A 13,004-nucleotide genomic window follows, 5' to 3' on the forward strand; every position below is an offset into this window, starting at 1 on the left:
TGGCCGAGACCGCGCAGGCCGAGCCGGAGCCCGACGGCACCGCGGAACCCGAAGGCACCGCGATCTACGTGCGCGACCTGACCTTCAGCTGGGGTGCGGCGGCGCAGCCCGTCGTGCGCGGGCTCGATCTGCATCTGCGCCCCGGCGAACGGCTCGCGGTGGTGGGGCCGAGCGGAATCGGCAAGTCGACCTTGGCCGGGTTGCTCACCGGCATGCTCGAACCGCAGGCCGGACGGGTGTTGCTCGGCGGCGCGCCGGTCCGGGAGATCCCGGCGGCCGTGCGGCATCGGATGGTCGCGCTGATCCCGCAGGAGGCGTACGTCTTCGCTGGGTCGGTGCGGGACAACGTCGGCCTGTTCGCGCAGGCCGCGATGGACGGCGAACTGCTGGCCGCGGTGGCCGCCGTCGGCGCGGAACCGCTGGTCACCGAGCTCGGCGGACTCGACGGCGAGATCGGGCACGGGACGCTGTCCGCCGGCGAGGCGCAGCTGATCGCGCTGGCCAGGGTGTACGCGAGCGACGCGGGCATCGTCATCCTCGACGAGGCGACGTCGCACCTCGACCCGCCCGCCGAAGCCCGTGCGGAACGGGCGTTCGCCGAGCGGGGCGGGGTGCTGGTGGTGATCGCGCACCGGCTGACGTCGGCGTTGCGCGCGGACCGGGTCCTGGTGATGGACGGCAAGGAGACGGCGCTGGGCACCCACCTCGAACTCATGGACCGGTCCACGCGCTACGCCCAGCTCATGCACGCCTGGGCGCCGCAGCTACCCCAGCCCAGTGCGCAGTTCTTCCAGCGCGCTCCGGAGTAGACCTTCGACGGCGACCGGACGCCGGGACCCGCGATCGACGAAGACGTGCACGAAGTGGCCCTCGGCGATCAGCGTCTCCTTCGAATACATCCCGACCTCGTAGCGGACACTGGAGCGCCCGAGGTGTCCCACCCGCAGGCCGACCTCGAGTTCTCCCGGGAACGACACCGAAGCGTGGTACTTGCACTGCGATTCCACGCACAACCCGATCACCTGGCCTGTTTCGATGTCGAGCCCGCCGCGCTCGATCAGCCAGGTGTTGATGATCGTGTCCATCACCGAGTAATGGACGACGTTGTTGACGTGTCCGTAGACGTCGTTGTCCTTCCACCGCAACGGAACCGTCTGCCAGTGCGGATACTCGGCGTTCACCACAGCGTCACCGAATCCCGCAGGATCCCGGCGAGATCCTCTTCGGAGGCCTCGCGCGGCGCTGTCGCCAACAGGCGTTGTTGTTTCACCGTGCCGGAAACCAATGAGTCCACATCGGACTCGGAATAGCCGACGGCGCCGATCCCGTTGGGGATCCCGATCTCCCGCATGATCTGGCACAGCACGGCGGGCAGATGATCCTGAAGATCGCCCGGCCATTCGTAGTCCGGTGCGAGCAGCCTCGCCACCCGCAGATGCCGGTCCGGGGCGGCGTCGAAGGTGAAGCGGAACGCCGCGGGTGCGGTCAGCGAGACGGCCATGCCGTGCGGCACCATCGCCTCCTCGCCGGGATAGCCGGAGGGGTGGAATTCCCGGACCTGCCCGGCGATCGGATACGCGTTGGCATGCGGGATGTGCACGCCGGCGTTGCCGAATCCGAGTCCGGCGAACGTCGCCGCGAGCGCCATCGCCTCGCGCGCCTTCATGTCCGAACCGTCCGCCACGGCCGCCGGAAGCGCCCACGACAGCAACCGCAACGACTGCTCCGCGAACATGTCGGCCAGTGGATTCGCGCCGCAGTAAGGAACCCGGTCCTCCGGGCGTTTCCGGTCGAACTCGGTGTACGGCTTGGCCGTATAGCTTTCCGCGGCGTGACAAAGGATGTCCATCCCGCTCGCGGCGGTGACCTCCGGCGGCTGCGAAACCGTCAGCCGGGGGTCGACCACGGCGAGGCTCGGCCGCAGCCGGAGATGGCTGATCCCGCTCTTCACCCGCAGTGACAACACGTCCAGCACGCACACCGTCGTGCTCTCCGAACCGGTCCCGGTGGTCGTCGGCACGGCGACCAGCGGTTTCAGCGGCGAACTCGGTGCGCGGCCGCCGCCGACCGGCGCGTTGACGTAGTCCATCAGATCGCCGTCGTTGCTGGTCAGCAGGTTCACCGCTTTGGCGGTGTCGATGGCCGACCCGCCGCCGACGGCGACGAAGGCGTCCCACTCGCCCTGCCCCCGGGCGAAGTCGACGGCCTTGCGCATGCTGACGTCGGTCGGTTCGACGTGCACGCCGTCGAACACGATCGCTTCGATGCCGTAGGTCTCGATGCCTTCGGCGATGCGCTGCGGCCAGCCTGTCGCGGCGACGCGCGCGTCGGTCAGTACGAGTACCCGGCGGGCCCCGTACTGCGTGAGGTCGTAGCCGATCTCATCGCTCGACCCGGTGCCGTACTTCAAGGCCGGTGCGCCGTATGTGAAAACCGTTTCACGTCCAGCGGTGGCTGAGGTCACGTTTTCGTGCTCCCTTGCTCGAACACGTCCCGATATCGGACATTCTGCCGCCCCGGGGTCGCCGGAATCGAAAGATCGCTTGACGGCACCGATCACCGCCCGCCTAAGCTCATATCATTAGATACCAACTGGGAGCGTCCGTCGCCCAGACGGCCGTGCGGATCCTGACCGAGGCGCAAATCCACCGTGTGTACGCGGTGGTGGGTGAGTCCTTCCTGGATCTGCTCGACGCGCTGCAGCGCGAGCGGTCGATCACCTTCGTTTCGGCGAGGCACGACACCGGCGCGGCCTTCATGGCCGAGGCCGAAGGCAAGCTCACCGAACATCCCGCGATCCTGCTGGCGGGCCGCGGGCCGAGCGCGGCGAGCCTCGCCATCGGCGTCCGGACGGCGTACCAGGACGAGAGCCCGATGGTCGTCCTCCTGGAGAACCCGCCGTCCCGTCCCGGTCCGACGAGCGAGCTGCCGACCGCCGATCTGAGCGACATGTTCGAGCCCATCGCCAAGTGGACGGGCCGCGCACAGGAGCCGGACGAGGTCCCCGGCCTGCTGGTCGAGGCCCTGAACCGCTGCCGCGAAGGCCGTCCCGGGCCGACCGTGGTCGCCGTGCCGGCCGACTTCTGGGGCGTCCCGTTCGACTCGGCCAAACCGGTCGCGTCCGTTCAGCCGCCCGCCACCGGCGCGCTCGGCCGGACCGCCGAGGCCGTCGCCCAGCTGGTCGACGAGGCCCGCTATCCGGTGGTGATCGTCGGCGGCCGGGCACGCGCGGCCCGTGAAGAGCTGATCGCCGTCGCCGACGAACTCGCGCTCCCGGTGTACAACGCGTTCCGTCGTCAGGACGCCTTCCCCGAGAACCACGCGCGCTACGCCGGCCACCTCGGCATCGGCATCCCCGCGCGGCAGCTCGACGCGCTGGAACGCGCCGACCTCGTGCTCGCGCTGGGTACGCAGCTCGACGAGGTCACCACCCAGTCCTTCCGCTACCCGACGCCGTCGCAGACGCTGGTGCTCGTCGGCACGGGTATCGAGCCCGCCCGCCGGGGCGGCCTGACCTTCCGGGTCGACTCCGAGGTCGAGCCGTTCCTGCGCGAACTGCGTAACGTCGCCTCACCGCGGACCCGGCGCGCGTCGGCCGCGAACGCCGCCGTGCACACCTTCATGACGCCGCCCGACACCAGCGGGAACACCCGCGTCCACCCGGCCGACGTCATCCGCGCGGTGCGCAAACTCGCCCCCGAGGACGCGATCGTCACCAGCGACGCGGGCAACTTCGCCCAGTTCATGCACCGTTATTGGTGCTTCACGATGCCGCGCAGCCAGCTCGGTCCGAGCAACGCGGCCATGGGCTACGCCGTCCCCGCCGCGATCGCGGCCAAACTGGCGGAACCACGGCGTACGGTGATCGCGATGGTCGGCGACGCCGGGGCGCTGATGACCGGTCAGGAGATCGAGACCGCCGTCCGCTACCGGGTCCCGGTGACCGTCCTGGTCTTCCAGAACGGAGTTCACGGTCCACTCGCCGTTCACCAGGCGCGCAAGCACGGACGGCTGTCAGGGGTTACAGTTCCTATTACCGACTTCGCGTCGTGGGCGCGTGGGCTCGGTGCGGCCGGGTACACCGTCGAAGACCGCGAAGAGCTGGAACCGATCATCGCGAGTGCCCTGGTGCGGCAGCGGCCGTGCGTGATCGACATCCGGACCGATCCGGACGTGGTGACGCCGGACATCCGGCTGACCAGCCTGCTGGGCGCCGCGAGGCCACAGCAGTAGCCCTACCCGGCGGTACATTTTCTCAGGGGATACACAGAAACCCTTGTGGTGCCGCCGTCACCTGCCCCAAGGGGTGGGAAAGTGATGACGACTCGGCCGAGTTTCGGTCGCGGAGACCGGATTTTGTCGGCCGGCCGTGGCACAATCGCCGCAACACCGAGAGTCCGATATGGACCGGTGCGGCCAGTGGGCCGCGACCGTTCGCCGGTGGGTTGTTGGCACGCAGTACTTCATGCGTTGTGTTGACACAGGGGAGAAAACATGGCTGACGAAACGAAGCCACAAGAGCAGTCCAAGTCCGTTTCCGGCGTGGTGCCGGTGCAGTTCAGTGCGGACGCCGAGACCCACGACATCGCCGTCGTGGCCACCAACCGGGATGCGTTGCGCCGTTCACCGTTCGGCGGCGACGTACCGCTGCGCGCGGCGAGCGGCGAATAGCCGTAGCAAACGGGTCCAGTGCGGCTGCGCACACCCGGGTGAAGGCGCTTGTCGGCCTGCGTGAGGTGTGCTTTACTGCTCCAGGTCTCGATTTTTGTGTTCGTGTTGGTTCACGCTCGCAGAACTCAGCGGGCGTAGTGTCTCCTCGTGTTTCCGGGGAAGCAAACCGTCTGGTCATGACCCGGGCTGCCGACGTGGCTTCCTGTTTGTTTGTGTTGCATATGGAGATTTTATGACTCAGGGCACTGTGAAGTGGTTCAACTCCGAGAAGGGGTTCGGCTTCATCACTCCCGACAACGGCGGCGGCGACGTCTTCGTGCACTACAGCGAGATCAAGGGCAACGGCTTCCGTACCCTCGAGGAGAACGCCCGCGTGGAGTTCGAGATCGGGCAGGGCGCGAAGGGTCCGCAGGCCACCTCGGTCAACGTGATCTGATCCTGGTTTTTCAAGCAGGGCCGTCATCCCCTCGGGGAGGCGGCCCTGCTGCTTTTCACGGAGAGTTCCTTCAGCCGGGCGAGACCAATCCGGTCTCGTAGGCCAGCACGATGGCCTGCGCCCGGTCACGGACCGCGAGTTTCGCCAGAATCCGGCCCACGTACGTCTTCACGGTCTGCGCCGAAAGCACCAGATCCGCGGCGATCTCCGGATTGGACCGTCCTTTCGCGATCAACCGCAGCACTTCCCGCTCGCGTTCGGTGAGCACGTCGAACCGCGCCGGCGACGGCGTCGGAACCGGCGCGCCTGCCACGAAGTTCGCGATGAGCCGCCTCGTGACGGCAGGGGAGAGCAGTGCCTCGCCGTCGGCGACCACGCCGATGGCGTTGATCAGTTCGGCCGCGGGCGCGTCCTTGAGCAGGAAACCGCTGGCGCCCGCCCGCAACGCTTCGTAGACGTAGTCGTCCAAGTGGAACGTCGTCAGGACGATCACCTTCGGCTTCTCGTCGTCGCCTTGGAGCAGCCGCCGGGTCGCTTCGAGCCCGTCCATCCCCGGCATCCGGATGTCCATCAGGACGACGTCCGGTGGCGTGTCCAAGGCGGAGATCCCGGCCAGGGCGGCGTTTCCGTCGCCTGCCTGGCCGACGACGTCCAACCCGGGTTGCGCGGCCAGCAGGCTCGCGAAGCTTTCCCGCACCATGGCCTGGTCGTCGACGATGAAGACGGTCGTCACGCTTCCCCCGTGAGTTCCAGCGTGACGGCGACGAGGAAACCGCCGTCCGCCCGCGGCCCGGTTTCGCAAGAGCCGCCGATGAGCGTAACGCGTTCGGCGATCCCGGCCAGGCCTGTGCCGTCGCCGGCCGACGGCGCCGCTTCCCGCGACGGAGTGCCGTTCTCGACGCGGATCACGAGCCCGTCGGGTTCGTGCCGCACCTCGACGTCCACCGCCGCCCCTGGGCTGTGCCGGGCCGCGTTGCTCAACGCCTCCTGCAGGATCCGGTAGGCGGCCAGTTCGATCATCGCGGGAACACCTTCCCCGCTGGAGATCCTCGACCGGATCTCGATCCCGGACGCCCGGCAGCCGTCGATCAGCGCCGGCACGTCCGCGAGCCCCGGCTGCGGTTCGTGTTCCGGTTCGGCGTCGTTGTCCCGCAGCACACCGACCAAGCGCCGGGCCTCGTCGAGCGCTTCCCGGGCCGCCGCCCCGAGCGCGCGGAACTCCTCCGCCGCGGCCTCCGAGACATCCGCGACGCGGTAGCGCGCGCTGTCGGTCCGCAGGGCGATCAGCGACAGGTGGTGGCCGATGATGTCGTGCAGTTCCCGGGCGATCTGCGCGCGTTCCTGCAGTGTGGCCCGCTTCGCCCGCTCCTCGACGGTCGCGCGTTCGGCCGCGTCGGCCTGCGCCAGCGCCCGGCGGCGCTGCTGCATCCCGTACCCCGCCAGGACGGTCCCGCCGACCACGATCAACGACAACACCAGGGTTTTCGTACCCGATCGCGGCAGCTGGGCGAGACCGACGCCGACGGCGAGCAAGACCGCGATGATCGAGATCCCCCGTCCCTGCCCGGGTTTCGTCCGGGCGAGCGCCAGCGCCAGCACCGGGAGGTAGGGCAGGACGTGGAACTGCAACGGCCACTCGGACAGCGTCGCGCCGAACGGCGGGTGCGGCGCCGGGAAGAGGGTGGCGATGATCGCGCAGATCATCCCGGCCGCCGCCACCCGGACGGCGGTCAGCGGTGACCGGACCACCAGCAGTGGCGGCACGATCTGCACGATCAGCAGGAAGAAGACCAGCGGCAGGCTCTGGTCGCCGAGGTAACGCGCCCACGACCCGTACGTCAGGACCATCAGCACGGTGAGCGCCGAGGCGACCAGGACGGTCTTGACCCAGCCGGGCCCTCGCCACCAGGCCGACGGCGGTTCGAGATCGCCGTCGCGCCCGGTGACGAGCGCCCACCCCAGCGACCCCCCGCTCGTCTCCATGACCAGAACGCTAATGCCGCCGCGAACCGGGCACATCCCCTCGTGGGGGACACCTTTTCGTCCCCCAGGGGGTGACGAAACCCGAGCTCGGGACGTCATCCGAGCGATGCAACCTTTTGCAACTCTTTCTTTCGCGGCTCCGAAGTCGTTTCCTATAGGGACTTGGCGTGGGCAGCGGAGGACCAGTGGGCGAAGCGGTTGCGGGAATCGTGGCGAACCCTGCTTCGGAGCGTGACATCCAATGTCTTCGTTCGGCACTCCGCGTGGCCGGGGTCGGCCGCGTGATGGTGTGGACCGAGGCGGGGAAGACCATCGGCACGGTGCGCCGGATGGTGGACGCGGGTGCGGGCGTGATCATCTGCCTGGGTGGTCCCGGCACCATGCGCGCCGCCGCGGCCGCCTGCGGCGACGTCCCCCTGCTCACTCTGCCGACCGAGAGCACCGAGGCGTTCCCCGAGCCGACCGTCGCCGGTCTCGCCGCCGGCCTGCTGGCCACCCACCAGGTGGACACGGACCTGGTCACGAACCGCGCGACCGTCCTCGAAGTCGCCACGAAGGCACGCCGCGAGATCGCGCTGACCGACGTCAGCGTGTCGGCCACCCAGCGCTGGGATCCCGCCTCGCTCACCGAGTTGTACTGCACGTTCGCCGTACCCGACGGGATCGGCCTGTCCAGCATTCCCGGCAGGCTCTGCCCCAGCCCCAAGTCCACTGTGGACGGTGTGGCGGTCTCGCTCGGTCCGGTCGACGAGACACCGTACGTCGTCCAGGCGCCGATCGCGCCCGGCGTCGTCCAGCCGGTGGGGGTGCGGGGCTGGAGCGTGCTGTACCCCGGAGTCCGGGTCGACCTCGCCGCGGCGGGCGGCTCCATCGCACTCGACGGCGAGCCGCACTTCGTCCTGAAACCGGGAGAGAGCGCTTTCGTCGAGCTCAAGCCCGAAGGCCCGTGGTGCGTCGACGTCCGCGCCGTGATGGCCGAGGCCGCCCGGACCGGCCTGCTGCTCGGCCGGAAGCCGAAGGGGACCTTTGCCGCGTCCCATCTGGTGAACGCGCCCTTCACCGGGTAAGCCCGCCCAGGTCACAGAGGCCTTCCGAACACCGTTTCGGCCGTGCACACTGGCCGAAACGGACCAAAGGAGTGGGCCAGGTGCACCTGGAGGCGGCGTTGCCGGTCGGCGCGGACCCGCGACGACACGCACGCGCTCTCGCGAAGGTGCACGAGGCCCTCCTCGCCGGAGAAGCGCTTCCGAGCCACCCTCGCGCGGTCATCGGCGCCTCCTGGCGGCGAATGCGCCGCCTCGGCCTGGACCCCGACCGCGGCGCGCCGGTTCCCGCGCTCGTCCCCGAGCAACTGGAGGCCCGCCGTCGCGAAAGCGGTCTCGCCGCCGTCCTGCCCGCGTTGCGCGGCGGCCTGATCAGTCTCGCCGAGCAGGCCGCGCACATCATGGCCGTCGTCGACGCCGAAGGCCGCGTCCTCTGGCGCGACGGCAGCACCGCCGTCCGCCGCCGCGCCGACGGGCTCGGTTTCGTCGAGGGCGTCGACTGGCACGAGAACTCCGCGGGTACGAACGCCATCGGAACCGCGCTGGTCGCCAGGCATCCGGTGCAGGTCTACTCCGCCGAGCACTACGTCCGGAACCAGCACGACTGGACCTGTGCGGCGGCGCCACTGCACGATCCGAGGGACGGCAGGCTGCTGGGCGCGGTCGACCTCTCCGGCCCGGCCTCGACCGTGCATCCGACGACGCTGGCCTTGGTCGACGCGGTCGCGAAACTCGCCGAAGCGCACCTGCGGACAACGCACCTCTCCGAACTCGAACGGCTGCGAGGGCTCGCTTCGCCACTGCTCGCCAAGGTGAAGGGCCGCGCGGTGATCGCCGACCCGCACGGCTGGATCGCCGCGTCGGCCGGTCTCGTCCCGGTCGGCCGCATCGCCCTGCCGAACGACGCGACCGCCGGCCGCGCCTGGCTGCCCACCTACGGCAACTGCCTGCTGGAGCCGCTGCCCGGCGGCTGGCTCGTCCGGCTCTCCGAGGAGGAGGACGCGCCACCGGCCCGCGTCGTCCTGGACCTGCGTTCGCCCCGGGAGTGCACGCTGACGGTCGCGGGCACGGCGGGCACCTGGTCTCACCGGCTGAGCCCGCGGCACGCGGAGATGCTGTACGTCCTCGCGCTCCACCGGGAGGGCCGGTCGGCGTCGGAACTGTCGCTCGACCTGTTCGGCGAGGCCGGGCGCACCGTCACCGTCCGCGCGGAGATGTCCAGGATGAGACGGCATTTCGGCGGGATCCTGCTGGGCAGGCCGTACCGGTTCGCCGACGACGTCGAGGTCGTCGTCGAGCGGCCCGCCGATGGAGGCGAGGTCCTCCCGCACTCCGTCGCGCCGGCCGTCCGCGCCTGAAACCTCCACCCCCGGCTCGACCCGTCGACGGTGCCGCTCCACCCCACGCCGTGCCTAACGTTCGAGGCATGGGAAAAATGAACGTAAAAGGCCTGTTGGGGCTGGTCGTGGTAGGTGTCGTCGTATTGCTGGGGTTCCTGGCCTACCGGCTGATCCTGGTGGAGATGATCACGTCGTTGAGCGATCGCTGAGGGGGAGCATGGGGAAGCGCGGAAGGCCACTGCTGCCGGACACGATCGCGCCGAGCTGGCTGGTCGTCCAGCTGCTCGGCACGGCCGCGGTCGTGGTGGTGCTGCTGACCGCCACCGAGTCCCGAGCCTGGATCTGGGCGGCGTACGGCGTCTGTGCCGCCTGCTGGCTGGGCTTCGTGGCGGCCTCCCCACGCGCTCCCCGGGTGGCAACGGTGCTGATCGCTGTTTCGAGCCTCGCGCCGTCGCTCGCACTCGGGCAGGCGGAGGACTCCTCCGCCCTGGTGCTCGCGGTGGTCACGGTCAGCCGCCTGGCCACCCTGACCGAGCCGTCGGTGGCCGCCATCATGGGGGTGGTGGGGCTCGATGTGAGCCTCGCGGCGGTCACCGGCCTGGTCGCGGGAGCGTCCGCGCCGCTGGTGTTCGGCAACATCGGGGTGCTGCTCGTGCTGATGCTGCTGGGCCTCAACCGGCGGCAGTACGAGGTGCAGGCGGCACAGGCCGCCGCGTTGCTGGAACAGACCCGGCTGGCACAGAGCGAACACGCGCGGGCCGCCGCGCTCGACGAGCGCACCCGCATCGCCAGGGAGATCCACGACGTCCTCGCGCATTCCTTGGGAGCGCTGGGAGTCCACCTCGAGATCGCCGAGGCGCTACTGGCCGAGAAGTCCGATGTGGACGGAACGCTCGACCGGATCCGGATGTCCCGGAAACTCGCGGCCGACGGGCTCACCGAGGCACGCGGAGCCGTCGCGGCCTTGCGCGCCGACGTCCCGCCGCTGGCCGAAGCCTTGCGGGAACTGGCGGAAGCGCATCACGACGGCGCGACCTTCGAGGTGTCGGGGGAGCAGCGGCCGCTGTCGTCCGCCGCGGTGGTCTCGCTGGTCGGCGTCGCGCGGGAGGCGTTGACCAACGCGGCCAAGCACGCTCCAGGACAGGCGGTGTCGCTCCGGCTGGCCTTCACCCGGGCGGAGGTCCGCCTGCGGGTCCGCAACGACCTCGGCGACAGCACTCGATCGGACGACACCGGTGGGTTCGGCCTCACCGGGATGAGGGAGCGGCTCGCGCTCACCGGTGGCACGCTGACCGCGGGGCCGGACGACGGACGCTGGACGGTGGAGGCGGTGGTGCGGGCGTGATCCGGGTGGTCGTGGTCGATGACCAGCAGGTCATGCGCGAGGGGCTGGTCGCCTTGCTGGGGCTGGTCGACGGCGTCGAGGTCGTCGGGGCCGCGGGCGATGGACGGCAGGCGCTCGAACTCGTCGGGACGACCGCGGTCGACGTCGTGCTGATGGACCTGCGCATGCCGGTGCTGGACGGGGTCGTCGCGACCAAACTGCTGAAACGGGATCACCCGGAAGTAGCAGTCGTGGTCCTCACGACCTACGCCGACGACGCCTCGATCGCCGACGCCCTGCGCGCCGGAGCCCGCGGTTACCTGACCAAGGACGCCGGCCGGGCGGAGATCGGCGCCGCCGTCCGCTCCGCTGCCAACGGCCAAGCGCTCTTCGCCGCCGAAGTCTCCGACAGGCTCGTTGCCGCACTCGACGCGAGAGCGGTCACCAGAGCCAAAGTCGAGCTCCCGGACGGCCTCACCACTCGCGAGGCCGAAGTGCTCGGGCTCATTTCGCGGGGACTCTCCAATCCGGAAATCGCCGCCGAACTGTTCATCGGCGAGTCGACCGTGAAAAGCCACATCAACCACGCCTTCGCCAAGATCGGTGTGCGCAATCGTGCGGAAGCCGTGCGCTACGGCCTGGAAAAAGGGCTCTGACCCTTCTGGGAGATCACGTGCCGATGACACACGCCGGTGTCACTGGCTGCGCTGATCCCGACTCGGATACCTTCTTCCGGGTAGAGCCAATGGGGAGGACCGGCGATGACGACCACTGTGACCCGGCAAGGGCCGCCGGGGAGCCCCGCCACGCCCGCGCCGCCCCCTGCGCCCGAGGGCCGCAGCGGGATCGCGGGGCTGCTCGAACTTCCGGGGAACGCGGTCCGCGCGATCGTCCGGTCCGCGGCGACCACGCCGGGCAGACTGTCGGTGATCGCGATCGGGCTCGTCCTGCTTTCGCTGGTCGCGGGTCTGTTCGGAACGTTGGCCGTGCAGGACAAGAAGGACACGATCAACGGTCTGATCGACCACCGCGAACCACTGGCGGCCGCGGCGCAGCAGGTCTACCGCGCGCTTTCGGACGCCGACGCGACCGCGGCCAGTTCTTTCCTGTCGATCGGCACCGAGCCGCTCCCGATGCGCCAGCGGTACGAGCGCGACGTCGCGGAAGCCGGTGCGGCGCTGGCGAAGGCGGCGTCGGACTCCTCCGGCGTCGACGAGGCCGCCGAACAGATCAACATCCTCGGCCGCGAGATCCCCGTCTACACAGGACTGATCGAGACCGCGCGCACCTACAACCGGCAGGGTTACCCCGTCGGTGCCTCGTATCTGCGTGAGGCGTCCGAGCTGATGCGGGCGAAAATCCTTCCCGCCGCACAGGATCTCTACCGCATCGACACCGACCGGCTCGCCGCCGAACAGGACGACGCGACCGGTTTCCCTTGGCTGGCAACGGCTTTGCTGCTCGCACTGCTCGCCGCGCTGATCGTCACCCAGATACACCTGACCCGGAAGACCAACCGGTTGCTGAACGTCGGGCTCGTCGTCGCGTCCGTTTCGGTCGTGGTCGCCTTGCTGTGGGGCGCGGTCGCGCTGATCGTCCAGGGCAGCCTCGTCGGCGACGGTGAGAAAGACGGTTCGCACCAGGTGGACGTCCTCGTGCGAGCGCGGATCGCCGCGCTGCAGGCACGGGCCGACGAAACCCTGACGCTCGTCGCGCGCGGTGATGGCGCGGCTTACGAAAAGGACTTCGGTGATCTCGCCGCGCAACTCGGCGGAACCGACGGCCAGGGCGGCCTGCTGGGCGAGGCCCGCGGTCTCGCGGCGGGCGGCGCGGCCGCGGACAAGGTCGACGCGGCCATCCAGGCGGCGTCGGAGTGGTTCAAGGCGCACGGCGAGGTGCGGCGCCAGGACGACGACGGCAGCTACCAGGACGCCGTCGACACCGCGATCCGCGACGACAAGAAGAACGGCGCGGCCGGGGCGTTCCTGCGTCTCGACGAGAACCTGGTGGCCGCGATCAACGTGGGACGACAGGAATTCCTCGACGACACCCGGGGCGCGGAACGCGCGCTGACCGTGCTCGCGCCGGGCATCGCGGTGCTGGCGCTGATCGCGGCGGCCGGGTCCGCGTTGGGAATCCGTGAACGGCTGAGGGAGTACCGGTGATGCGGAACGGTCTGCGAACGGCCGTGCTCGGCGCCGTCTTGG

At 69.8% G+C, this 13,004-nt stretch carries 13 protein-coding genes; 9 read left to right on the plus strand and 4 right to left on the minus strand.

What is annotated here, in order from left to right; genetic code table 11:
* The coding region (locus tag H5J31_RS38210) for an ATP-binding cassette domain-containing protein (RefSeq protein ID WP_181777532.1) at window positions 1–809 on the plus strand (809 nt) is incomplete at its 5' end.
* Here the strand turns inward: H5J31_RS38210 and H5J31_RS38215 are convergent.
* Window positions 765–1,184, minus strand: coding sequence for an acyl-CoA thioesterase (locus tag H5J31_RS38215; RefSeq protein ID WP_181777533.1), 420 nt, complete (start codon window positions 1,182–1,184; stop codon window positions 765–767). The genes H5J31_RS38210 and H5J31_RS38215 overlap by 45 nt on opposite strands.
* Window positions 1,178–2,464 carry a hydroxyacid-oxoacid transhydrogenase gene (locus tag H5J31_RS38220; RefSeq protein WP_181777534.1) on the minus strand — a complete coding sequence of 429 codons (1,287 nt, stop codon included), beginning with the start codon at window positions 2,462–2,464 and terminating at the stop codon, window positions 1,178–1,180. Before H5J31_RS38220 ends, H5J31_RS38215 begins: the two co-directional genes overlap by 7 nt.
* 128 nt (window positions 2,465–2,592) lie before the next feature.
* Between H5J31_RS38220 and H5J31_RS38225 the strand changes: the two genes are divergently transcribed.
* From H5J31_RS38225 to H5J31_RS38235, 3 genes are all read left to right on the plus strand, one after another.
* Window positions 2,593–4,233, plus strand: a complete 1,641-nt coding sequence (locus tag H5J31_RS38225; RefSeq protein ID WP_207899473.1) for a thiamine pyrophosphate-binding protein — start codon at window positions 2,593–2,595, stop codon at window positions 4,231–4,233.
* A gap of 261 nt (window positions 4,234–4,494) precedes the next feature.
* Window positions 4,495–4,671 carry a hypothetical protein gene (locus H5J31_RS38230; protein WP_181777536.1) on the plus strand — a complete coding sequence of 59 codons (177 nt, stop codon included), beginning with the start codon at window positions 4,495–4,497 and terminating at the stop codon, window positions 4,669–4,671.
* A 232-nt stretch (window positions 4,672–4,903) separates the two neighbouring features.
* On the plus strand, window positions 4,904–5,107 hold the full coding sequence (locus H5J31_RS38235; RefSeq protein WP_037319152.1) for a cold-shock protein: 204 nt from the start codon (window positions 4,904–4,906) through the stop codon (window positions 5,105–5,107).
* A gap of 70 nt (window positions 5,108–5,177) precedes the next feature.
* On the opposite strand, the gene H5J31_RS38240 is transcribed toward H5J31_RS38235, so the two are convergent.
* Entirely contained in the window at window positions 5,178–5,840 is a 663-nt protein-coding gene (locus tag H5J31_RS38240; protein ID WP_181777537.1) for a response regulator, read from the minus strand.
* On the minus strand, window positions 5,837–7,090 hold the full coding sequence (locus H5J31_RS40510; RefSeq protein ID WP_181777538.1) for a sensor histidine kinase: 1,254 nt from the start codon (window positions 7,088–7,090) through the stop codon (window positions 5,837–5,839). Before H5J31_RS40510 ends, H5J31_RS38240 begins: the two co-directional genes overlap by 4 nt.
* 185 nt (window positions 7,091–7,275) lie before the next feature.
* On the opposite strand from H5J31_RS40510, the gene H5J31_RS38250 reads away from it, so the two are divergent.
* From H5J31_RS38250 to H5J31_RS38270, 5 genes are all read left to right on the plus strand, one after another.
* On the plus strand, window positions 7,276–8,157 hold the full coding sequence (locus tag H5J31_RS38250; protein ID WP_181777539.1) for an NAD(+)/NADH kinase: 882 nt from the start codon (window positions 7,276–7,278) through the stop codon (window positions 8,155–8,157).
* A gap of 71 nt (window positions 8,158–8,228) precedes the next feature.
* Window positions 8,229–9,491 carry a GAF domain-containing protein gene (locus H5J31_RS38255; protein ID WP_181777540.1) on the plus strand — a complete coding sequence of 421 codons (1,263 nt, stop codon included), beginning with the start codon at window positions 8,229–8,231 and terminating at the stop codon, window positions 9,489–9,491.
* Between the two features lie 199 nt (window positions 9,492–9,690).
* On the plus strand, window positions 9,691–10,818 hold the full coding sequence (locus tag H5J31_RS38260) for a sensor histidine kinase (protein WP_181777541.1): 1,128 nt from the start codon (window positions 9,691–9,693) through the stop codon (window positions 10,816–10,818).
* Complete coding sequence (locus H5J31_RS38265) at window positions 10,815–11,453, plus strand: response regulator (protein ID WP_181777542.1); 639 nt, start codon at window positions 10,815–10,817, stop codon at window positions 11,451–11,453. Before H5J31_RS38260 ends, H5J31_RS38265 begins: the two co-directional genes overlap by 4 nt.
* Window positions 11,454–11,558: 105 nt before the next feature.
* The gene (locus H5J31_RS38270) at window positions 11,559–12,962 is read left to right on the plus strand and encodes a hypothetical protein (RefSeq protein WP_181777543.1); all 1,404 of its coding nucleotides are present in this window, start codon (window positions 11,559–11,561) and stop codon (window positions 12,960–12,962) included.
* Window positions 12,963–13,004 lie beyond the last annotated feature (42 nt).

This window comes from Amycolatopsis pittospori (assembly GCF_013870525.1).
GTDB lineage: Bacteria > Actinomycetota > Actinomycetes > Mycobacteriales > Pseudonocardiaceae > Amycolatopsis > Amycolatopsis pittospori.